21 protein-coding genes are annotated in these 21132 nt (G+C 62.5%); 17 read left to right on the top strand and 4 right to left on the bottom strand.

The window, feature by feature from the left end:
* Positions 1-164: 164 nt before the first annotated feature.
* Positions 165-473 carry a hypothetical protein gene (locus ASC45_RS15920; RefSeq protein ID WP_174514722.1) on the top strand — a complete coding sequence of 103 codons (309 nt, stop codon included), beginning with the start codon at positions 165-167 and terminating at the stop codon, positions 471-473.
* A 160-nt stretch (positions 474-633) separates the two neighbouring features.
* Positions 634-882 carry a hypothetical protein gene (locus tag ASC45_RS15915; RefSeq protein ID WP_055451321.1) on the top strand — a complete coding sequence of 83 codons (249 nt, stop codon included), beginning with the start codon at positions 634-636 and terminating at the stop codon, positions 880-882.
* Between the two features lie 21 nt (positions 883-903).
* On the opposite strand, the gene ASC45_RS12210 is transcribed toward ASC45_RS15915, so the two are convergent.
* Entirely contained in the window at positions 904-2022 is a 1119-nt protein-coding gene (locus ASC45_RS12210; RefSeq protein ID WP_055451320.1) for a Fic family protein, read from the bottom strand.
* 152 nt (positions 2023-2174) lie between these two features.
* On the opposite strand from ASC45_RS12210, the gene ASC45_RS12205 reads away from it, so the two are divergent.
* From ASC45_RS12205 to ASC45_RS12135, 15 genes are all read left to right on the top strand, one after another.
* Positions 2175-2786, top strand: coding sequence for a type IV toxin-antitoxin system AbiEi family antitoxin domain-containing protein (locus tag ASC45_RS12205; RefSeq protein ID WP_055451319.1), 612 nt, complete (start codon positions 2175-2177; stop codon positions 2784-2786).
* 100 nt (positions 2787-2886) lie between these two features.
* A complete protein-coding gene (locus tag ASC45_RS12200; RefSeq protein ID WP_055451318.1) occupies positions 2887-3354 on the top strand; it encodes a hypothetical protein in 468 nt (155 codons plus the stop codon).
* A 138-nt stretch (positions 3355-3492) separates the two neighbouring features.
* A complete protein-coding gene (locus tag ASC45_RS12195; RefSeq protein WP_055451317.1) occupies positions 3493-5052 on the top strand; it encodes a recombinase family protein in 1560 nt (519 codons plus the stop codon).
* Complete coding sequence (locus ASC45_RS12190; protein WP_055451316.1) at positions 5049-5948, top strand: plasmid partitioning protein RepB C-terminal domain-containing protein; 900 nt, start codon at positions 5049-5051, stop codon at positions 5946-5948. Before ASC45_RS12195 ends, ASC45_RS12190 begins: the two co-directional genes overlap by 4 nt.
* Positions 5945-6829, top strand: coding sequence for a plasmid partitioning protein RepB C-terminal domain-containing protein (locus ASC45_RS12185; protein WP_055451315.1), 885 nt, complete (start codon positions 5945-5947; stop codon positions 6827-6829). The genes ASC45_RS12190 and ASC45_RS12185 overlap by 4 nt, the downstream gene beginning before the upstream one ends.
* A 3-nt stretch (positions 6830-6832) precedes the next feature.
* Positions 6833-8203, top strand: coding sequence for a YfjI family protein (locus ASC45_RS12180; protein ID WP_245610051.1), 1371 nt, complete (start codon positions 6833-6835; stop codon positions 8201-8203).
* 430 nt (positions 8204-8633) lie between these two features.
* The gene (locus ASC45_RS12175; RefSeq protein WP_055451314.1) at positions 8634-9212 is read left to right on the top strand and encodes a restriction endonuclease subunit S; all 579 of its coding nucleotides are present in this window, start codon (positions 8634-8636) and stop codon (positions 9210-9212) included.
* A gap of 84 nt (positions 9213-9296) precedes the next feature.
* A complete protein-coding gene (locus tag ASC45_RS12170; RefSeq protein WP_055451313.1) occupies positions 9297-9539 on the top strand; it encodes a DUF2188 domain-containing protein in 243 nt (80 codons plus the stop codon).
* A gap of 61 nt (positions 9540-9600) precedes the next feature.
* Complete coding sequence (locus ASC45_RS12165) at positions 9601-11169, top strand: type I restriction-modification system subunit M (protein ID WP_055451312.1); 1569 nt, start codon at positions 9601-9603, stop codon at positions 11167-11169.
* Complete coding sequence (locus ASC45_RS12160; RefSeq protein ID WP_055451311.1) at positions 11169-12329, top strand: restriction endonuclease subunit S; 1161 nt, start codon at positions 11169-11171, stop codon at positions 12327-12329. Before ASC45_RS12165 ends, ASC45_RS12160 begins: the two co-directional genes overlap by 1 nt.
* On the top strand, positions 12326-13165 hold the full coding sequence (locus tag ASC45_RS12155; RefSeq protein WP_055451310.1) for a DUF3800 domain-containing protein: 840 nt from the start codon (positions 12326-12328) through the stop codon (positions 13163-13165). Before ASC45_RS12160 ends, ASC45_RS12155 begins: the two co-directional genes overlap by 4 nt.
* 12 nt (positions 13166-13177) lie before the next feature.
* Positions 13178-14800, top strand: coding sequence for a hypothetical protein (locus ASC45_RS12150; RefSeq protein ID WP_055451309.1), 1623 nt, complete (start codon positions 13178-13180; stop codon positions 14798-14800).
* Between the two features lies 1 nt (position 14801).
* Entirely contained in the window at positions 14802-18011 is a 3210-nt protein-coding gene (locus ASC45_RS12145) for a type I restriction endonuclease subunit R (RefSeq protein ID WP_055451308.1), read from the top strand.
* The gene (locus ASC45_RS12140; protein WP_055451307.1) at positions 18008-18736 is read left to right on the top strand and encodes a M48 family metallopeptidase; all 729 of its coding nucleotides are present in this window, start codon (positions 18008-18010) and stop codon (positions 18734-18736) included. Before ASC45_RS12145 ends, ASC45_RS12140 begins: the two co-directional genes overlap by 4 nt.
* Before the next feature lie 45 nt (positions 18737-18781).
* A complete protein-coding gene (locus ASC45_RS12135) occupies positions 18782-19909 on the top strand; it encodes a hypothetical protein (protein WP_055451306.1) in 1128 nt (375 codons plus the stop codon).
* Here the strand turns inward: ASC45_RS12135 and ASC45_RS12130 are convergent.
* The 3 genes from ASC45_RS12130 to ASC45_RS12120 are packed head-to-tail and all read right to left on the bottom strand — an operon-like array spanning position 19825 to position 21067.
* Complete coding sequence (locus ASC45_RS12130; RefSeq protein WP_055451305.1) at positions 19825-20295, bottom strand: lysozyme; 471 nt, start codon at positions 20293-20295, stop codon at positions 19825-19827. The two genes, ASC45_RS12135 and ASC45_RS12130, sit on opposite strands and share 85 nt — an antisense overlap.
* Entirely contained in the window at positions 20292-20768 is a 477-nt protein-coding gene (locus ASC45_RS12125) for a hypothetical protein (RefSeq protein WP_055451304.1), read from the bottom strand. Before ASC45_RS12125 ends, ASC45_RS12130 begins: the two co-directional genes overlap by 4 nt.
* A complete protein-coding gene (locus ASC45_RS12120) occupies positions 20765-21067 on the bottom strand; it encodes a DUF6127 family protein (RefSeq protein ID WP_055451303.1) in 303 nt (100 codons plus the stop codon). Before ASC45_RS12120 ends, ASC45_RS12125 begins: the two co-directional genes overlap by 4 nt.
* Positions 21068-21132 lie beyond the last annotated feature (65 nt).

The following is a 21132-nucleotide window of genomic DNA, read 5'->3' as shown; positions in this document are numbered from 1 at the left end:
GACATCCCCATAGCGGTGGGTATCGGCGGAATGGACAGGGACATATATAAAACCCGCTGACGTTCTCATTGCGCTGAAACTGCATGGAGGCCCTGCCGAGGACTTGGCTTCGTGGCCGACTTCACGCCTGAATGCGTTGCCTTCAACCACTGACGGAGTCAACCATGCAGAAGATGATGATGAACGAAACCGAGCTGGCCGCGCGCTGGAACCTCAGCCCCAAGACGCTGCAGCGCTGGCGCAGCGAAGGCCGCGGGCCTCGATTCATCGTTCTGCGCGAGAGACCCCGGCATTCATGCCGGGGAGGGATAGCGCGGACGGCTGCGCCGTCCTATAATGGCGTTGCTGCCGACAACCAAGGCAGCCTACGGCAGGGCATGCCGGAAGTAACGCCTGTGGAGATACGAGCAGCGGTTGCGCGCTCGGCCCAGGAACCCACCGAAGCGACTCATTCCGGCTCGATGCCGGGGTGAGCGCCGTAGGAATACCCCGACTTTAGGCGGGGGAGGATGTCAAGAAGATGTCCAAGCGGGTTGTGTATCCCATCGACGAAATCTTCGATTTCGAGTCCCGGGCCCTCCGGGCAGCAACCTAGGCGAAAGCCACCGACGTCATCCTTCCGGGCCGAAGCTGATGGATGCACGCGAGATTTCGTATGTGACTGCGCTGCCTCTGTACGTCTTCACGCAGAAGCAAGTGCGAGAGGCTTTGGGCATCCCGCATCGTCGGGTCGAGAAACTCATCCGTTTCGACTACGACGAAGTGATCGCGTGGGTCAAACGCTGGTCGCAAGAGGCTGAGGAGCAGGGCATCCACGCGCAGATCGATCCGGGTGAGCAGCGCAGATCGTTGCAGCAGGCCCTGGCAGCGCTGCCCGTCTGACCGCAGCATCCACTCATCGGTCTACGGGCCCGCCAGCTCGTAGCCGGTGCTGCGCCCGCCGCCGGGCGACTTCTTCAACACGCCCAGTTCCAGCAACTGCGTGATGTCGCGCAGCGCGGTGTCGGGCGAGCACTTGGCGATGGCGGCCCACTTGCTGCTGGTGAGCTTGCCATCGAAGCCGTCGAGCAGGCGGTTGAGCAGTTTCACCTGCCGTTCGTTCAACGACATGCCCGGCCAGCGTTGCCAGAAGCGCGCCTTGACCAGCACGGCGTCCAGCGTGGACTGCGCGCTGGCGACCGCGCGCCCGAGCGTGTCGAGGAACCACGACAACCAGCCGGTGGCGTCGAGCGTGCTCTTCTGCGTGCGCTCCAGCACGTCGTAGTAGTCCTTGCGCTCGCGCTGGATCTGGGCCGACAGGCTGTAGAAGCGTTGCGGGCTGCCGTCGGCGCGGGCCAGGAACAAATCGCCCACGGCGCGGGCGATGCGTCCGTTGCCGTCGTCGAAGGGGTGCAGCGTCACGAACCACAGATGCGCCAGCCCGGCCTTGATGAGTGCGGGCTCGCCCGTTTCCTCGTTGGCCCATGCCAAAAACCGCGCCGTCTCGGTGGGCAGCACGTCGGCGGGCGGAGCCTGGAAGTGAACCTTGCGCCGCCCCACCGGGCCGGAAACCACCTGCATCGGCCCGGCGGCATCGTCGCGCCACTGGCCCACGGCGAGCCTATTCATGCCCGAGTACCCGGTCGGGAACAAGGCCGCGTGCCAGCCGAACAGGCGCTCGACGGTCAGTGGCTCGGCGCTGCGCGAAGTGGCGTCGAGCACCATCTCCACGACGCCTTCGACATGCCGATCCACCGGCGCGACCGCGCCAATGTCCACGCCCAGACGGCGAGCAATCGACGAACGCACCGATTCGACGTTCAGCACTTCGCCTTCGATTTCGCTGGTCTTGACCACGTCCTCCGTCAACGCGGCAAGGCTGGCCTGATCGCGCAGCGCCATGCCCACGTCGGCCAGACGGCCCAGCAGCACGCCCTGGGCGCGGCTGACCTCGGTCAACGGCCCAGTGAGCGCCGACAGGTCGTAGCGCCAGTTGGGCCAGTCTTCGGCCTGCCAGATGTAGAGTTTTTCTCCGCTATCCATGCGGAGATTAAACACCTTATTCGCCGCAAAGGCAAGTCATTCTCCGCGTGATATGCGGCGAATGCGGCAGCTAATAGCCGCATCCAGCAGCGCGATGTTCCTAGTTTTCTCCAAAATGCTACATTGAGAGAATATATGGAACATGCCCAGCCATGCCCGCCGACACCCACAGCCAGCGCGTGCTCGATCTGGCCAGCCAGAAGGGTTTGCTGCGCGCCAGCGATCTGGAGGCCATCTACGCGCCACGGGTCGCCCTGACGCGCCTGATCGCCGCCGGCCTGCTGGACCGGGTCGGGCGCGGCCTGTACCGCCTACCCGGCCATCCGGTCTCGGAACACGAAAGCCTCGCGGTGGTGGCGGCCAAAGCGCCGCAGGCCGTGTTCTGCCTGCTGACGGCGCTGCAATTCCACGGGCTGACCACCCAACTGCCACGCCAAGTCTGGATCGCCATGCCGCGAGGCTGCCACGCGCCCCGTATCGATTGGCCGCCGATCAGGATGACGCAGATGACGGGAGATGCCCACGCAGCAGGCATCGAGGAACACCGGCACGACGGCGTGACGCTGCGGGTCTACAGCGCGGCCAAGACGGTCGTGGACTGCTTTAAGCACCGCAACAAGATCGGTCGGGATGTGGCGATGGAGGCGCTGAAAGATGCCTGGAGGGCGCGCAAGGCGTCGGCGGACGATCTGTGGCGGTACGCCAAGGTGTGCCGGGTCGCCAACGTGATACGGCCCTATATGGAAGTGGTCGCCCATGAGTAATTGCGCGGCCTCGCTCCCATGAGCGCCTGATCGCCCGCGTGATCATCCGGCGACGGTGATCGGTCGCGGCTTCCGTGCGGATTTGCATGGAGACCCGACGATGACCCGACACTGCACCTGCTGCGGCAAGCCCTTCGAACCCCGCCCGCAAGTTCCCGACCAATCCTTTTGTTCCGCGCCCGACTGCCAGCGCGCCCGCAAGCGCCAATGGCAGCGGGCGAAGCTCCAGTCCGATCCCGACTACCGGATCAACCAGCGCGCCGCGCAGCAGGCGTGGTCGCAGCGCAATCAGGGCTACTGGCGCAACTACCGTGACGCTCGGCCCGAATACGCACAACGCAACCACGAGCAGCAGCGTTCGCGGGATCAGGGCCGAAACGGGGAGCTTGCAAAGATGGACGCGTGCGACCTGCCGAGCGGCCTGTACCGCATCACGCGGCATCCGGCGTTGCCGAGGGAAAACGGCGACTCGTGGGTCGTCGAGATCACGCCGGTCTGCGTGACGTGTCCGTGCAAGATGGACGTGTCAAGAGAGGACGTGATCGACGCCTCGTCGATTCGCCCGTAACTTTGCTTCCAAAACGGGTTCTCTCGAACATCCTGCATGGCAACGATCCCAACCGTGTGCGTTGCCGCCGTGCGGCGGCGGCGCGTCCATTGAAGGGGCGGCAGACCCGAGATCGCCAATCACGGAGTGACCGGGTCTATGCAATCGAACGAATCGCCTATAAGCCAGCTGGGGCCGGTATTCCGCGCCGCGCAGTACGTGCGCATGTCCACCGAGCACCAGCAATACTCGACGGAGAACCAGGCCGACAAAATCCGCGAGTACGCCGCCCGGCGCAACATCGAGATCGTCCGCACCTACGCCGACGAGGGCAAGAGCGGTCTGCGCATCGACGGTCGGCAGGCGCTCCAGCAACTGATCGGCGACGTCCAGGCGGGCAAGGCCGACTTCCAGATCATCCTCGTCTACGACGTCAGCCGCTGGGGCCGATTCCAGGACGCCGACGAAAGCGCCTACTACGAATACATCTGCCGCCGCGCCGGGATTCAAGTCGCCTACTGCGCCGAGCAGTTTGAGAACGACGGCTCGCCGGTGTCCACCATCGTCAAAGGCGTCAAGCGTGCAATGGCGGGCGAATACAGCCGCGAGCTCTCGGCCAAGGTGTTCGCCGGGCAGTGCCGCCTGATCGAACTCGGATTCCGCCAAGGCGGGCCAGCGGGCTACGGTCTGCGTCGCGTGCTGATCGACCAGTCCGGCTCGGTGAAGGGGCAGCTTTCGCGTGGTGAGCACAAGAGCCTGCAAACCGACCGCGTGATCCTGCAGCCTGGCCCGGACGAGGAAGTGGCCGTCGTGAACCAGATCTACCGTTGGTTCGTCGAGGACGGCCTGTTCGAATCCGAGATCGCCGACCGGCTCAACACCCGCGGCATCCGGACCGACCTCGGGCGCGACTGGACGCGGGCCACGGTGCGCGAGGTGTTGTCCAACGAGAAATACATCGGCAACAACGTCTACAACAGGCGCTCCTTCAAGCTCAAGAAGGTGCGCGTGGTGAACCGCCCGGAGATGTGGATCAAGAAAGAAGGCGCGTTCGAGGGCATCGTGCCGCCCGACCTGTTCTACACGGCGCAAGGCATCCTGCGGGAGCGCGCCCACCGCTTCAGCGACGAGGAACTGATCGAGAAACTGCGACGGCTCTTCCAGCAGCACGGTTACCTCTCCGGCCTGATCATCGACGAGGCCGAGGGGATGCCGTCGGCAGCGGCCTACGCGCACCGCTTCGGCAGCCTGATCCGCGCGTACCAGACGGTGGGCTTCACGCCGGATCGGGACTACCAGTATCTGGAGGTCAACCAGTTCCTGCGCCGCCTGCACCCGGAGATCGTCGGCCAGACCGAGCGGATGATCGCTGAGGTCGGCGGCGCGGTCGTGCGCGATCCGGCGACCGACCTGCTCACGGTCAACCGCGAGTTCACCGTCTCGCTGGTGCTATCGCGCTGCCAGTTGCTGGACAACGACCGCCGCCGCTGGAAGGTGCGCTTCGACACCAGCCTCGCGCCCGACATCACGGTCGCCGTGCGTCTGGATGACAGCAATCAGGCGGCATTGGATTACTACCTGCTGCCGCGTCTGGACTTCGGTCGGGCACGCATCCACCTGGCCGATCACAACGGCCTCGAATTCGAGAGCTACCGCTTCGACAGCCTGGACTACCTCTACGGCATGGCCGAGCGCAGCCGTCTGAGGAGAGTCGCATGAGCAAAATGCACCACGCTTCCGAGCTGCAAATGATCCCGGTCGACCAGATCGCGGTGCTCAACCCACGCGACCGCAACGGCCGCGTGTTCGAGGAGATCGTCGGCAACATCAAGAACGTCGGTCTGAAGAAGCCGGTCACGGTCACGCCGCGCGACGATCTCGAAGACGGCAAGTGCTACCTGCTGATCTGCGGTGAAGGGCGGCTCAAGGCGTTCAAGTCGCTCGGCGAGAAAGAAATCCCTGCGCTGGTGGTGCGGGTCAATGACGAAGACGCCTTCATCATGAGCCTGACCGAGAACATCGCCCGCCGGAAATACAGTGCGCTGGAACTGCTGATGAGCATCGAGCAGTTGAGCCAGCAGGGCTACGACAAGCGCGTCATCGCCCAGAAAACCGGCCTGAGCCTCGACTACATCAAAGGCATCCTGCTCCTCTTCGAAAAGAGCGAGGAACGCCTGCTGGCCGCCGTCGAGGCCGGCAGGGTTCCGCTCAACGTCGCCATCACCATTGCGGGCGCAAGCGACGAAGAAGAGGTGCAGGCCGCTTTGCAGGACGCCTACGAAAGCGGCCAGTTGCGCGGCGGGCAACTGATGCAGGCGCGGCGCGTACTTCAGCGGCGCAGCACCCTGGGCAAAACGCTGGCCCATCGGCCAGCACGCAAGGGCGCGTCCGTCACCACCTCCAGCCTCGTGCGCAACTACCAGCACGAGGTTGAGCGGCAGAAGCTGATGGTCAAGAAGGCCGAATTCACCCAGCAGCGCCTGCTGTTCGTGATCGAGGCGCTGCGCCAATTGCTGGCCGACGAGCACTTCTCCAACCTACTTCGCGCCGAAGGCCTGGACACCTTGCCCAAGCAACTGGCCGAGCGCGTCTGGGCTGGAGGCCACGCGGCATGAGCCGACTGCCACTGGGGTTCATCCCAGAGCCGATCACGCTTGCGCTGGATCGGATTCTGCCGTCGCGCAAGACGCCGGAGGGCTTGAATACCTCGCGCAAGTTCAAGCAGATCATGGCCTCGATGGAAGCAGTCGGACTGATCGAACCCTTGAGCGTGGGCAAGGCCGATAAGGCCACCGGCCAGCACATCCTGCTCGACGGGCACATGCGCCTGCTGGCGCTGCGGCAGCTCGGCTATGTCGACGCACCGTGCCTGATCGCTACCGACGACGAAAGCTACACCTACAACAACCGGATCAACCGCATCTCGTCCATTCAGGAGCACCACATGCTTCGGCGAGCGGTCGAGCGTGGCGTTTCGCCCGAGCGGCTGGCCAAGGCGCTGAATGTGGACATCAGCCAGATCCACAAGAAGGTGAGCCTGCTCGAAGGCATCTGCCCGGAGGCGGTCGAGATGCTGAAGGATCAGCACTTCTCTGCCAACCTCGGTTCGGTGCTGCGCAAACTCAAACCGACCCGGCAGGTCGAGTGCGTGGAATTGATGCTCACTGCCAACAACATGACGGTCGCCTACGCCGAAGCCCTTCTCGCAGCCACGCCGCCGCACCTGCTGGTCAGCGAGAAGCGGCCCCGGAAGATATCCGGCGTCACGGCGGAACAGATGGTGAAGATGGAGCGCGAGATGGGAAACATCCAAGGGCAACTGAAGCTGGTCGAAAAATCCTACGGTCAGGACGTGCTGCTACTCGTGCTGGCGCGCGGCTACCTCGGCAAGCTGATCGACAACAAGGCGGTGTTCCGTTTCCTGTCGCAGCGCCAGCCCGACGTGCTGGCCGAGTTCGAGAACATCATCCAGACCGTGGCGCTGGACGGCAAATGAAGAATGCGTCGGATCGTCGATGCCATTTCGCCATCGCACGCGGCACCACCGTTCGACGACGCCGATGACGGCGACGGTGCGGCGATGGTCGCGCACCGCAACGCGCCCGAGGCCGATCCGGCTTGCCTCTACGGCCTGATCGGCGACGTGGCTCACGCGGGCAGCGAAGGCACAGAGACCAACGCCTGCGCCATCGCCGCCAACTTCATGGCCTACCTGTCCTGTGCGGTCGGACGCGGCGTGTACCTGCCCATCGGCAACACCTGGCACCACGCACGGCTGTTCTGCTTGCACGTCGGGCGCTCGGGCCGTGGCCGCAAGGGCGACGCGGTGTCTCTGGTGCTGCGCATCGATCAGGCGCTGCGCGCGATGGACGCAGTCTTTGCGCCCCAGATCCATCGCGGCGGCTTGTCCAGCCGCGAAGGGTTGGTGGCGCTGATGCACGACGGCTACCGGCAAGGTCGGCAGGACGTGCCCGCCATCGAGGATAAGCGGCTGTGGGTGGTCGAATCCGAGTTCGCCAACGTGCTACATCAAGGGCGGCGCGACGGCAACACGCTGTCGGCGGCGCTGCGCGACTGTTGGGATGGCGTCGATCTCAAGCCCGCCACCAAGTCGAACCGGCTCTACGCGAGCCAACCGCACGTCTGCCTGAGTGGCGCGATCTCGCCTAGCGAACTGACGGGCCTGATGAGCACGCGCGAACTCACCAACGGTTTCGCCAATCGCTTCCTGATGATCTGGGCCGAACGCACGCGGATGCTGCCGTTCCCGAAGGAGACGCCGCAGGCGGTGGTGGAGCATCTGGCGCGCAGGACGCTCGAGGTGTTGGCCTTCGTTCGTGCCAATCGGCACGACCAGCGCGACCACCTGCGGATGGAGCTCTCGCCGCAGGCGCAATGGCGCTACGCCCAGCTCTACCGGGGCGAACTGAACGACGATTTCGGCGACGGAGCAGTCGGAGCGTTGCTGGAGCGCCGCGCCCCGATGCTGCTACGGCTGGCGATGCTGATGGCGCTGACCGATCTGCAAACCCGCATCGATGCCCAGCACATCGACGCGGCGACGGCATGGATTCGCCACGCCACGGCATCCGTGCGCTTCGTGTTCGTCAGCGCCGCCGAGGAGGCGAAGCTGGCGCTGGTGCTGGAACTGTCGAACCGCGTGCTGGCCTTCCTCCGCGAGCGTGGCCAGGCCACGCGCAGCCAGATCAGCGCGGAGTGCTTCCGGGGCAAGGTGACCAAGGCGCGGATCGACGCCAGCCTGGAGCACCTGCTGGTCAGCACGCCGCCCAAGATCACCGTGCAGTGGGGCGTACGCGCCGACGGTGCGCCGGGCGCGCCGCTGCGGGTGTACCGGCTGGCGACGGCGTAGTGGCGGACGGGGGATTTTTTCGCTGGTTTCGCTTTGGCGGATCGGCCGCAAGCGCTTGTCACGGCACTAATTTCGCTGATTTCGCTAATTTCGCCGGTGGCCTGCGAATCTGCGGCCGCCACCACCCCGAAGTCTGTCCTGTCCGGGACGGGAAAAGCACTTGGTCGCGTAGCCATGCGCCGCCAGTGCATCCACCAGGCTTGCCAGGCGGCCCCATTTATCTCGTGCATCGGCGTGCGCCTGCTGCCGTTCTCGGCCTTGAGGGGCGGATTCGATGATTTGGCCGCACCTGCCCTCGCCAGAGTCACTGCCAAAGGCTGGTGACATGGATTTCCAGAAAAGCCGTTACAGCACTTGACGAGCTTGTCTTGTGCGCCTACCATTCGCTCATGGAACAAATTCTTGAACACAGAAATCAGATTACAGCACCATGAATGCCTTGCTGGTCGACATCGCCGAGGTCCGCATGGGCTACTCGTTCCGTAGCCGTCTGGAGACGGATGCGGAGGGCGACGTCGCCGTGATCCAGATGAAGGACATCGATGACACCAACCTTCTCCACCCCGAGGGCTTGGCGCGCGTTCAGATGCCCGATCTGAAGGATCGCCATCTGGTCCAGGAGAGAGACCTGTTGTTTCGGTCGCGGGGGATGACCAACTCGGCCGCGCTTGCTGGGGGAGACCTTGGCCGCGCGGTACTTGCTGCCCCGATGCTTCTGATCCGGCCGAAGACGGAAATCGTCGAGCCGGCTTACCTGCAGTGGTTCATCAACCACCCGGCTACGCAGGCGGTGCTTTCCGGGCAGGCAGCCGGAACGGCCGTGAAGATGATCGGCAAGAGTGTGCTCGATGGCCTCGTAGTGGCATTGCCGCCGCTTGATCGGCAGCGACTCATCGTCGAGATTGCACAGCTCGCGTCGCGCGAGGCAGCCCTGCTTCAAGAATTGAAGGAGCGCCGAAAGGCGCTTCTCGAAGGAATCCTGCTGCGAGAAGCGCAGGAGGCCCGCTGATATATGGCGGGTGAGGAAGCCGGCCCGAGTACTGGACCTACTCAGACCGGCACGTCGTTCAACACAACGTTCGAGGTATCAATTATGGCCAACAAGGTTTCATCCAGCAACACGCGGCACGTCGTGCCGAACCCCAACGGTGGTTGGGACAACAAGCGCGGCGGGGCGACTCGTGCCGGATCTCACCACGACACCAAGCAGGAGGCCATCGACGCCGCACGGCGTATGAGCCAGCGCGAGGGGTCGGAACTGAAGATCCACAACCGCGACGGGAAGATCGGTCAGTCCGACAGCCACGGCAACGATCCCAAGAACATCCCCGGCTGATGAAAGAGCGGGGTGCCCAGTATTGGGAACCCCGCCCAGCGACCATCTAGGAGAGCAAGGAATGACCGAAAAACTGTCTCAACAAGAAGTCAACGCCACCGCGTGGGCCGCCTGCGACACGTTCCGAGGGGTTGTCGATCCTGCGCAGTACAAGGACTACATCCTCGTGATGCTGTTCCTCAAGTACATCAGCGACCTCTGGAACGACCACTACGCTGAATACAAGGCGCAGTACGGCGATGACGACGAACGCATCCGCCGCAAGCTCGAGCGCGAGCGCTTCGTCCTGCCCTACGTCGAGCTGAAGGATGCCGATACCGGCAAAGTACTCGACCGCTTCGTGGGCGACTTCAACGCGCTGTACGAGCGCCGGAATGAGCCCAACATCGGCGAGCTGATCAACATCGTGCTCGACCACATCGAGGACGCGAACAAGGCCAAGCTCGAGGGCGTCTTCCGCAACATCGACTTCAACAGCGAGGCCAACCTCGGCAAGGCCAAGGATCGCAACCGCCGCTTGAAGACCTTGCTGGAGGACTTCGCCAAGCTCGACCTGCGCCCGACCCGGGTCTCCGAAGACGTCATCGGTAACACCTACATCTACCTGATCGAGCGCTTTGGATCGGATGCCGGCAAGAAGGCCGGCGAGTTCTACACGCCGAAGATGGTCTCACGGCTGTTGTCGGCACTGGCGCGCCCGAAGCCAGGCGACCGCATCTGCGACCCGTCCTGCGGTTCCGGCAGCTTGCTGATCGAGGCGGCGCAGATGGTCGAGGCGCAGGGAAGCCACAACTACGCCCTCTTCGGTGAAGAGGTTAACGGTGCCACCTGGGCCCTGGCGCGGATGAACATGTTCATCCACAGCAAGGACGCCGCCCGCGTCGAGTGGTGCGACACGCTCAATAGCCCGGCGCTCATCGAAGGTGACCGGCTGATGAAGTTCAACGTGGTTGTCGCCAACCCACCGTTCTCATTGGACAAGTGGGGCGCGGACCACGCAGACAATGACCGCTTCAACCGCTTCTGGCGCGGCGTGCCGCCCAAGTCCAAGGGCGACTGGGCGTTCATCACCAACATGATCGAGCGCGCGCTGCCTCAGGAGGGCCGGGTCGCGGTCGTCGTGCCGCATGGGGTGCTGTTCCGCGGCGGCGCCGAAGGCCGCATTCGCCAGAAGCTCATCGAAGAAAACCTGCTCGATGCGGTCGTGGGCCTGCCCGGCAACCTGTTCCCGACCACGTCCATCCCAGTGGCGATCTTGCTCTTCGACCGCTCGCGTGAGAAAGGCGGCCCGCGCGAACACGTCCGCGAGGTGCTGTTCGTCGACGCCAGCAACGAATTCATCCCCGGCAAGAACCAGAACCAGCTTTCCGAGGAGCACTTCGAAAAGATCGTCACGGCGGTGGCCGCGCGTCGCAACTCCGACAAGTACGCACACGTGGCGTCTCTCGACGAGATCGCCGAGAACGATTTCAATCTGAACATCCCCCGTTACGTCGACACCTTCGAAGAGGAGGAAGAGATCGACGTCACGGCAGTGCAGCGCGAAATCGACCAGCTGGAACAGGAGCTCACCGAAGTCCGCGCCCGGATGCGTCGGCACCTCCTGGAACTGGGTGTGGAGGTGGCCTGATGGCGAGGGGTAAACCGCGAGACTGGATCGAGGTCGCTGTGGGACAGGCGTGCAGCATCCGCAACGACCTGCGCCTTCCGATTTCCAAAGAAGAACGTGCAGGAATGTCGGGCCGCTACCCGTATTACGGCCCGACCGGTGAGCTTGACCGCCTTTCCGAATACCGGCTCGAAGGCACTTTCGCCCTCATCGGAGAAGACGGCGATCATTTCCTTGACGTTGAGAACAAGCCGCAGACCCTGCTCGTGTCAGGCAGGTTCAACGTCAACAATCACGCGCATGTAATCGCCTCTACGGACGCGTGTAGCGCCGAGTGGTTCTTCAACTACTTCAGGCATCGCAGTCTCGTCTCATCGCTTACGCGTCAGGGAGCTGGGCGCTACAAGCTGAACAAGGCCGCCCTAGAAAGGCTGCCTATTCTCCTTCCGCCCAAAGCTGAGCAAGACGCAATCAACTCGCTTATCCGCGAGTGGGACCGAGCCATCGATGCCTCCGAGGAATTGATCGCAGCACGCGAGAAGCGACACAGGTGGCTTCTTCAGCAGCTCATCGAACACAAGGCGGCACGTGCCCACTGGGAAACGCAGGAGCTTAGTGCCTTGATTCTCGAGCGCTCCGAGCGCAGTACCGGGCATGACGAGCATCCGGTTCTCACATCCTCGCGGCGCGGCCTGTTTCTGCAGTCGGAGTACTTCTCCAAGCAGGTCACCAGCCAGGACAATACCGGCTACAAGATCATGCGGCGAGGCGACTTCACGTTCCGCTCGATGAGCGACGACGGGCGCTTCGTCTTCAACCGGCTCGAGAAGTACGACACCGGGATCATCAGCCCGGCGTATGGCGTCTTCTATGCCAAAGAGGTGTGCCCGGAGTTCCTGACGCACTTCCTGAACTCCAGCTACTTCGCACAGCTGCTGGCCCGCGAGACGCAGGGTGGCACCCGCAAGGCATTGCGTTTTTCCGCCCTGGCCGGCATGGAAGTGGATCTACCCAAGCGCACCGACCAGGAATGGATTGCATCAATCCTTGATGAGTCCCGACGCGAGATCGGCTTGCTGCAGATGCAGCTTGAGATGCTCCGTCGGCAAAAGCGCGGCCTCATGCAGAAGCTGCTGACCGGCGACTGGCGCGTGCCCGTCACCGAAGCGGAGGTCGCATGAAGTTCGCGTACGTCGATGAATCCGGGGACGCCGGCGAAGGTGATGTGTTCGTCATGGCAGGGCTGCTGATCGATGCGTATCGCCTGCGCAAGTACACAAGCCAGTTCGATCAGGCCCTTTCTGCGTTCCTGGCGAAGCACCCGGCTGCCCCGAAAGAGCTGAAGACGAAGGCCTTCATCAACGGCAAAGGCGGATGGAACGTCGTTGCGCCCGACGAGCGCAAACAGTTCCTCACGGACATGTGCGATCTGGCCATCGAGGTATCGAAGATCTACGGATTCGGTATGTCTTTCCAGGCCTTCAATGCGGCGTGCGCCGATGGCGCCTATGCGATCCCCGGTTCGAAGGATTACTGGCCTCTGAACGGCATGTTCATCAGTGGACTGATCCAAAAGAAGATGCAGACGCAGTCAAACAACAAGGGTTTGTCCGTCATCATCTTCGACGATAACAAGGTTCACATGCCCAAGCTGTCGGATGGGCTGTATTACGCGAATCCCTGGTTCGATGGGCTCTACCAGCAGAGCAGGACCGTCAAAGGCAAAACGGTGTGGCAACCGCTCAAGCAACCCGAACGCTTCGACCAGGTCATCAACACCGCATTCGCCATCAGGTCGGAACATTCCTCGCTGGTGCAGATTGCCGATGCGGTTTCGTATGTGTATCGCAGATGGCTGGAGCTCACGGCGCTACCGGAAGCCTATCCGGGGGAAAAGGCGTTCTACGAGGGTCTGGTTCACAAGCTCGATGGCCGAAGGGAAAGGCTTGGGCGTACGCCGAAAGCCGAGTGCGTCGACTTCTACAACGCGATCAAGCATCCGGCGTGGGTGATCTGAGGGAGGCCGACGATGAGTGAAACAGAACTCCGGAGCACTGGCGAGGCATCCGCCTTCACGCGCAGGGAGCCCGTACGGGTCCTTGAGCGCGAGCTGCTTCGTGTAGCGGCGGCGCTTTCCGGCACCGACGCTGTCGCCGCAGCCAGGGCAGCCCGAAGTGAGGTGCTGTCATGGGCCGCGAAACAGGTAGGCGATCAGTTGCCGGCTGCTGCGGCAGAGGGGCGATCTTTCGAGCATCTTCGGGGCGGCCGAACCTGCCTTGGGGCGAGCTTCGAAGATGGCCGCCGCGCACTGTGGGCCCTGCGGGTGGATCGGCCGGATGCCAACGTCGCCCAGCGCACATGGACCACCGAAATCGTCATTGGATACGCGCCTACTAGTGGACCTGCCCTGTTCAGCCTGCGGCTTCTGGTCAGCACGCCGGAGGCATTCCTGCCCATTGAACCTTCTGTTCCGGGATTGGTACGGCAAGTTGCCACGGCTTGCGGTCTGCAGCACGGTGATGCTCGCATTGATGGAATGCCTTGGTTCATCACCTCCCAGGCCGACGCGGAGGACTTGGTCGGCGAACTGACCAGCCCCAGCCGTTCCATGCCCTACTTGGTGTGCTCGATCGCTGAGGGTGAATCCGCTCCCCGGCTCGATGTTCGCTTGTTGGCAAAGGCCGCCCTGGGAATTGCAAGGGTGGTTGTCGTGCCGCCAGCCCATACCTGGGTCTTGACGGAGCAGCTTGGCAAGCCCCGGTCGGTCTACAACGGCGCTGTGCGCGCCTACATGCCGGGGTTCTCGCAAGATGCGAACCCGTATGCACACCGGCTGTTCTTCATCGAACCGGCGGCGGACGATGAACGGGCTAGATCAACCCTCACAACGCTGCGTTGGCTCGTCGCGAATGAAAGCTTACGTCGCTTGCGGTTGGGCGACGACGTTGTTGCGTTTTCTGCGGTCCGGGAATCGAGTCTCGACTTTGAGCGGCAACGGCTGAAGCAGGCTGGTTCATCAGAGGCTGAGCAGCTCAAGGCCGCTCAGATCCAGGTCGATGCATTGAAGGACGATCTGGAACGCTCCAAGGCTGAGACTGAACAGTGGCTGTCCGAGTACGAGCGCGCTGACGAAGAGGCTCAGAACTATCAGCAGCAGCTGCGTGCTGCCCAATTCCGGATTCAACAGCTGCTGGCGCAGATCAAGGAACGCGGCGATGAGCCAGACTCAGCCGTCCAACTCCCGGAAAGCTGGGACACGTTTGCCGATTGGTGCGACGAGATCCTCAGCGGCCGCGTCATGCTCTCCAGCAGGGCACGTCGAGAGACCAAGTCTGCCGATTTCGATGATCCACAAACGGCAGCCCGCTGCTTGCTCTGGCTGGCCAACGAGTACCGCGATTCGCGGATGAACGGTGCCGCCGGAGACCTCCGCAAGCCCATCGCCGATAGCATCCACAACGAACGCTGCGGCGCCGACACGTTTGACTTCGCCTGGAGTGGCCGCCAAGTGCCAGTGGAATGGCACATCAAGAATGGTGGCAACACCCGCGATCCACGGCGCTGCTTGCGCATCTATTACTTTTGGGACGAAGAGAGCCAGGTTGTTGTGATCGCCACGATGCCGGCCCACGTTCGGACGGGAGCGACCTGACATGGAAGGATTTCGATTCAATGAGAAGTACCTGTCGCAGATCCCTGCCCTGCAGGTCTTGATCAACCTGGGCTACACCTATCTCACACCCGAGCAGGCGCTGGCAGCGAGGGGCGGCAAGCCTGGGCAGGTGCTGTTGGAGGAAGTGCTGCGCGAGCGGCTGAAGAAGAACAACCGCATCCAGTACAAGGGGCAGAGCTATCTCTTCTCCGAGGAGAACATCCAGACCGCCATCCAGCGCCTGAAGAACGTCAAGTACGACGGCCTGCTGAAGACCAACGAGGCGATCTATGACTTGGTGACCCTGGGCGTGTCGCTGGAGCAGTCCATCGAGGGTGATAGCAAGAGCTTCACACTCAACTACATCGACTGGAAAAACCCGGCCAACAACGAGTACCACGTCACCGCCGAGTTTCCTGTCGAGCGGACGCGCAGCACGGAAACCTGCCGTCCGGACATCGTGCTGTTCGTCAATGGCATCCCCTTCGCGGTGATCGAGTGCAAGTCACCCAAGGTGGAGGTCGGTCAGGCGGTGTCGCAGATGATCCGCAACCAGCGCGAGGAGTACATCCCCAAGCTCTTCACGTACACGCAAGTGCTGGTCGGCGTGAACAAGAATGGCGGGCAGTACGCGACGACAGGCACCCCGGCCAAGTTCTGGGCGTTGTGGCGTGAGCAGTTCGACGACGCGAAAGCAGTCACGGCGGTGGTCAACGCTCCGCTGAAGCCACAGGACAGGGATGCCCTGTTCTCGGGCGACTTCGCCGTGGCTCGCGCATTCTTCGACGCGATGGAGCGGGAGGGCGAGCGTCAGGTCACTGAGCAGGACAGAACGCTTTACAGCCTGTGCCGGCCTGAGCGCCTACTGGATCTGGCACTGCAGTTCACCGTCTTTGACGGGGGCATCCGCAAGGTCGCCCGCTACCAGCAGTTCTTCGCAATCAAGCGCGTGATCGAACGGGTGAAGCACCGGGACGACGTGGGACGGCGTTTGGGCGGCATCATCTGGCACACGCAAGGGTCGGGCAAGTCACTGACGATGGTGATGTTGGCTAGGGCGCTGGCGCTGGACCCCGACATCCGAAACCCGCGCATCGTCCTGGTCACGGATCGGGTGGATTTGGACAAGCAGCTCGGCAACACATTTGCCGCTTGCGGCCTGACGCCTGACCGGGCGGACAGCGGACGCCACTTGCTGGAGCTTGTCTCCGAGAACAAAGCTCACATCGTCACCACGCTCATTCACAAATTCGACAAAGCGCTGTCGATCAGGAAGCACGTCGAAGAGTCGGCCGACGTCTTCATTCTCGTCGACGAGAGTCACCGCACCAACTTCGGCGGTTTCTCCGCGCGCATGAGGCAGATGTTCCCGATGGCCTGCTACCTGGGCTTCACCGGGACACCGCTGATGAAGAAGGAAAAGAACAACTTCGCGAAGTTCGGCGGCTTGATCGACACCTACGCGATCAATCAGGCAGTCAAGGACGGCGCGGTGGTTCCCCTGCTCTACGAAGCGCGGCATGTGGAGATGGAGCAGAACGAGAAGGCCATCGACACCTGGTTCGAGCGCCACACCCAAGGCTTGACGGACGCGCAGAAGGCGGACCTGAAGAAAAAGTACAGCCGAGCGGAGATGCTCAACAAGGCCGACCAGGTGATCTACATGCGCGCCTTCGACATCAGCGAGCACTTCCGGCAGAACTGGAAGGGCACTGGCTTCAAGGCCCAACTCGTCGCCCCGAGCAAGGCGGCCGCGTTGACGTACAAGAAGTTCCTCGACGAGATCGGGCACGTGACCAGCGAAGTCATCATCTCGCCCCCGGATACCCGTGAGGGCAACGAGGAGACGGACGACGAGCCGGCTGATGAAGTCGTCGCCTTTTGGGAACGAATGATGAAGCGGTATGGCTCCGAGGAGGAGTACAACAAGCAGGTCATCAACCTGTTCAAGTACGGCGACGACCCGGAAGTCCTCATCGTCGTCGACAAGCTCCTGACCGGCTTCGACGCGCCACGCAATACGGTTCTGTACCTGACGCGCAAGCTGCGAGAGCACACCCTGCTGCAGGCCATCGCGCGCGTGAACCGGTTGTATGACGACGACGAGGGCACGCAACCCAAAGAGTTCGGCTACATCATCGACTACGCTGGCATTCTGGGTGAACTCGATCAGGCTCTGACCACCTACAGCGCACTCGACGGGTTTGACGAGGCCGACCTCGCGGGCGCCTTGGTCAGCATCAACGAGGAGGTGGGCAAGCTCCCTCAGCACCACGCCGACCTTTGGGACCTCTTCAAGGAAGTCAAGAACCAGCACGACGAGGAGGCCTACGAGCAGCTGCTGGCGGACGAAAAGCTGCGTGAGTCCTTCTATGAGCGACTGGCGGCCTACGGCAAGACGCTGTCAATTGCGATGTCGTCTGAGCAATTCATCGCATCGACGCCCGAGAAGAAGCTCCAGTCGTACAAGAATGATCTGAAGCGGTTTACGAATCTGAAGGCGTCCGTCAAGTTGCGGTACGCCGAGTCGGTGGACTACCGGGACTTCGAACCAAAAATCAAGAAGCTGCTGGACACGCACATTTCGGCGAGCGATGTGGTGCATCTGAATGAACCTGTGAACATCTTCGATGAGAAGGCGTTCAAGCAGGTGGTCGAAGAACAAGGAGAGACCAAGGCCACGGCCGCCAGGGCGGACATGATCGCGCACGCGACCAAGAAGGCCATCAGCGAGCGCTTGGAACAGGACCCCGCGTTCTACGAGAAGTTCTCCAAGCTCATTCAGCAGGCTATCGACGACTTCCGCGCCAAACGCATCTCCGATCTGGAGTACCTGAACAAGGTCAGTGAGATCAAGGACGCGGTTGTCAACCGGCGCAGTGACGATGCCCCGGCGCAGTTGGCCGGTAACGACAATGCCCTTGCTTTGTACGGCGTTCTCAAGCCCTATGTGCTCGGCCATGTGAAAGCGGAAGATGCAGCAGCGACGCTTGCTGCCGACTCTGCTGTCGACATCTGGTCGATCATTCAACGCAACAAAAAGGTGGGCTTTTGGGACGATTTGGACGCACAACGTCGAACGATGAACGAGATCGACGACTACCTGTACGACGAGGTCAAGGACAAGAAAGGCGTGCAGCTGACGACCGGCGAGATGGACGACATCATCGACCGGACGATGCAGCTGGCCAGGCACCGGATGGCGGTATGAACGGACGGAGCGGCTCGTTTTGCTACGGCGACGAGGTCATCCGCTATGAAGTTGTAGAACGCCCCTCGAGGCGAACGCTGGGTATCGAGGTACACCCGGGAGGGCGGGTTCTCGTGCTCGCTCCAAGGGGATGCAACGACGCAACGATAGTCGAGAAGCTTCGGCTGCGCGCAGGCTGGGTTAGTCGTCAGTTGGAAACGTTCTCTCGGTTTGAGCGGCACACCGCGCCCAGACAGTACCTGAGCGGTGAATCGCATCGCTACCTGGGGCGGCAGTACCGCTTGCGCGTCAGGGCGAATGAGGCCGGTGCTCTTCAAGATCAGGTGAGGCTGACGCGCGGGGAAATTCTGGTCGTCAGCCCTGGAAAGCTTTCGCCCGCAAAAGTTAAGGAACTGCTGCGGCGTTGGTATCTTGGTCGCGCCAGAGAGGTGTTCGATACCATTCTGACAAGCGCCTTCGATACGTTCCAGCGGCTGGGACACGAGAAACCGCGCATAGCGGTGCGCGAGATGCGCAGCCGATGGGGAAGCCTGTCCCCTGGCGGACAAATGACGTTGAACTCACGCCTAGTGCAAGCCCCTCGCCCCTGCGTCGAGTACGTGATCATCCACGAACTCTGCCATCTGATTCACAAGAATCACAGTCCGGAGTTCTTCGCCTTGCTTGGACAGGTGATGCCGGATTGGCAAGCCCGCAAGCATAGGCTCGAACAGGCCCTACTCTGATTGCAATGTGACGTTCAGCACCGATGAGTTCGATACGAAGACGCGATGACACAGGACGATAGTTCATCCAGAAGCGAGCAGGGCGAGCCCGGGAAGAAAGGGCTCAATCTCGATCTGCTGTTCAGACCGGCAACTAGCGTACCGACCTCCGTCGGTACGCTGTACCTGTACGGTCTGCGTACTTCGGACCTTAGCGCCTTGGAGACGCTGCCCGGCGAGGAGCCTATGGCCCGCATCCGGGCTTTCCTGCCCCACATTGCGAGTTTGCTCGAGGCCAAGGGCTTCAAGGACGAACGACCGCCGCTTGCGACTGAGGACGTCGATCGGCTCTCGGACGCAGAAGTGGAACGTGTGGCTGAGGCTTACGCGGAAATGGTGCTGCGTGGGCCACGGATAGATGGTAATGAAGGGGCGAAGCCTGAACGCGAAGTCGCCGAACCGGTAGCGGCTTACCTGGAGCGACTGCTGAAGCTCGAAGCCCAAGAACATTCGCAACAGTTGCGAAAGATGCAGGAGAAGATGCTTGCATCGACCAGCAGCATCTTCGATCAGGTCCGAAAGAGTTCTTCCGCCCTCGGGTCGACTCTCAGTGCGTTTGAGCGATTGACGAAAGGCTCACCGGCCGTCGAGATTCGCCCGTCGAACATGGATCACTTCCATGCCATGAACGAGCAGTTTGCTCGCCAGGCACGCGAAAGGGCCGAAGAGCTTGAGATGGTCAGGCTGACTGGGAAGATGACGGCTGAGTCGGCCAAGACGCTCAAAGACCTCGCCGAGGCGGCAACGGTCCTTCTGGAACAGCTGGACGAACGAGACAAGAAGGCCGATCACTCAACGCGTAAGCAGATCACCATCGCTGTGTGGTCGGTCGGTGTTTCCGCGGTGCTGGCCCTGCTGGCGTTGATTGTCTCGGGCCTTGCCTACTACCAGGACAAGACCAACAACGAGTCTGGCGACAGGTGGCAATCGGAACTGATTGCTGCCGTTCGGGACGGCGGTGGACAGCGCGCGACCGCGGAAAAGGAGGCTCAGCGCCTGCGGGATCAGGTTGCTGCGCTAGAAGCCAAGATTGCGAGGATTGAATCTGCTCAGGCCGCTGTTTTGCCCGACAAGAGCGCAGCCTCAGCCGCCCGCCGTGCAACCAACCCCGGCAGGACCCTACCACCGCCGTAGACCCATCGAGCAAGTTCGACACCAGCATTGGACCAGTCCCGCTGATTGACCCGCCGCCGTAGCGTCGAGGTCTGCAGACGCCCCGCTCCGAGGTTGAAGGTGAAGTCGACGATGGCCGCGAGTCGCCTCTCGGGCTCGGCGGCCAATACCGGGCAGTAGCGCAGAGTGGCGGCCAGCGCCGTTTGTAAATCGCGCGCCAGATAGACCTCGGCTTCGGCCTCGCTGATCGGCGGATGCTTCGGGTCGCACAGGTGGCCGTAGCCAATCGTCCAGTATCCGGCCGGGCAGATGTACGGCTGTGCCCGACCAGGATCAGCCCTCACCACCTTGTGGAACCCCTCGAAGCGCTTGGCCAGTTCGATGGCCGATTGTGGCACCTCAATCACGGCCGCACCCGGTCGAACACGCGGCCGAGGAACCAGAAATTGAGGACGCCGGCCCACAGCGCCTGGTCGGCCTCTGTCCACGCGTGCAGGATGGCCACGCCCCAGCCCGCGCCGGCAGTCACGGCGGCCGCGAACGCCGCCGTCTTGGCCGCGCAGTACAGCGCCATGAACCAGTAGGTGATGACGGGCCGCACACTGCAGGACAACGCATCGGCCCAACGCACGCCGGTTTTCTCGCCCTGAGTCCGCACGGCGTCACGCAGCGTCTCGATGGCACCGACGTTCCACGCTGCGTCCGCACTCGCGCCGATCTCGGCCATCCGCTGCGCGCCGCGCAGCTTCTCGAACTCCAACGCCTTGTCCTGCATCGCCAGCTCGTGGCCACGTTCGCCCTTGCGGTCGAGCCACTTGAGAATTTCGGGCGCGAGACGGAAGGCTCCGCCGAGGAGGCCGCCAAGCAGGGTCTCGATCATTGCGAACCTCCCATCAGCTTGAGCTTGATGGCGGCACCGACCAGCAGCGCGGCCAGGATGCCGGTGGTCACGACCTTGATGGTGGTCTGCCACGCCGTGCGGCGGGCATCGCGCCACGCTTCCAGCAGATCGCGCAGTTCGCGAATGTCCTTCGCGGCACTGCCGTTCTCCAGCCCGAGATGGGCGAGGCAACGCTCGGCTCCGCGTTCCGCAGCGCGGTCGAGCAGTTCGTCGAAGTCCTCGCGTCGCAGCAGGAGCATGTTCTCGACGAGCGCAGGCTGTTGTTCGGGTTCGGTCATAGCAGTCTCCAGAAATGCGAAACCCGCCTCGTGGGCGGGTTTCTGGTGGGTACGAAGATGGGAAA

Source organism: Thiomonas bhubaneswarensis (assembly GCF_001418255.1).
Classification (GTDB): domain Bacteria; phylum Pseudomonadota; class Gammaproteobacteria; order Burkholderiales; family Burkholderiaceae_C; genus Thiomonas; species Thiomonas bhubaneswarensis.
This window is presented reverse-complemented; position numbering and strand designations above follow the sequence as displayed.

Excerpts from the sequence above, each read along its gene's own strand:
- ASC45_RS12135 (WP_055451306.1), top strand. The coding sequence starts at position 18,782 with ATGACACAGGACGATAGTTCATCCAGAAGCGAGCAGGGCGAGCCCGGG.
- ASC45_RS12125 (WP_055451304.1), bottom strand. The coding sequence starts at position 20,768 with ATGATCGAGACCCTGCTTGGCGGCCTCCTCGGCGGAGCCTTCCGTCTC.
- ASC45_RS12120 (WP_055451303.1), bottom strand. The coding sequence starts at position 21,067 with ATGACCGAACCCGAACAACAGCCTGCGCTCGTCGAGAACATGCTCCTG.
- ASC45_RS12145 (WP_055451308.1), top strand. The coding sequence starts at position 14,802 with ATGGAAGGATTTCGATTCAATGAGAAGTACCTGTCGCAGATCCCTGCC.
- ASC45_RS12200 (WP_055451318.1), top strand. The coding sequence starts at position 2,887 with ATGACCCGACACTGCACCTGCTGCGGCAAGCCCTTCGAACCCCGCCCG.
- ASC45_RS12165 (WP_055451312.1), top strand. The coding sequence starts at position 9,601 with ATGACCGAAAAACTGTCTCAACAAGAAGTCAACGCCACCGCGTGGGCC.
- ASC45_RS12170 (WP_055451313.1), top strand. The coding sequence starts at position 9,297 with ATGGCCAACAAGGTTTCATCCAGCAACACGCGGCACGTCGTGCCGAAC.
- ASC45_RS12160 (WP_055451311.1), top strand. The coding sequence starts at position 11,169 with ATGGCGAGGGGTAAACCGCGAGACTGGATCGAGGTCGCTGTGGGACAG.
- ASC45_RS12205 (WP_055451319.1), top strand. The coding sequence starts at position 2,175 with ATGCCCGCCGACACCCACAGCCAGCGCGTGCTCGATCTGGCCAGCCAG.
- ASC45_RS12175 (WP_055451314.1), top strand. The coding sequence starts at position 8,634 with ATGAATGCCTTGCTGGTCGACATCGCCGAGGTCCGCATGGGCTACTCG.
- ASC45_RS15920 (WP_174514722.1), top strand. The coding sequence starts at position 165 with ATGCAGAAGATGATGATGAACGAAACCGAGCTGGCCGCGCGCTGGAAC.
- ASC45_RS12180 (WP_245610051.1), top strand. The coding sequence starts at position 6,833 with ATGCGTCGGATCGTCGATGCCATTTCGCCATCGCACGCGGCACCACCG.
- ASC45_RS12150 (WP_055451309.1), top strand. The coding sequence starts at position 13,178 with ATGAGTGAAACAGAACTCCGGAGCACTGGCGAGGCATCCGCCTTCACG.
- ASC45_RS12210 (WP_055451320.1), bottom strand. The coding sequence starts at position 2,022 with ATGGATAGCGGAGAAAAACTCTACATCTGGCAGGCCGAAGACTGGCCC.
- ASC45_RS12155 (WP_055451310.1), top strand. The coding sequence starts at position 12,326 with ATGAAGTTCGCGTACGTCGATGAATCCGGGGACGCCGGCGAAGGTGAT.
- ASC45_RS12195 (WP_055451317.1), top strand. The coding sequence starts at position 3,493 with ATGCAATCGAACGAATCGCCTATAAGCCAGCTGGGGCCGGTATTCCGC.
- ASC45_RS12185 (WP_055451315.1), top strand. The coding sequence starts at position 5,945 with ATGAGCCGACTGCCACTGGGGTTCATCCCAGAGCCGATCACGCTTGCG.
- ASC45_RS15915 (WP_055451321.1), top strand. The coding sequence starts at position 634 with ATGGATGCACGCGAGATTTCGTATGTGACTGCGCTGCCTCTGTACGTC.
- ASC45_RS12190 (WP_055451316.1), top strand. The coding sequence starts at position 5,049 with ATGAGCAAAATGCACCACGCTTCCGAGCTGCAAATGATCCCGGTCGAC.
- ASC45_RS12140 (WP_055451307.1), top strand. The coding sequence starts at position 18,008 with ATGAACGGACGGAGCGGCTCGTTTTGCTACGGCGACGAGGTCATCCGC.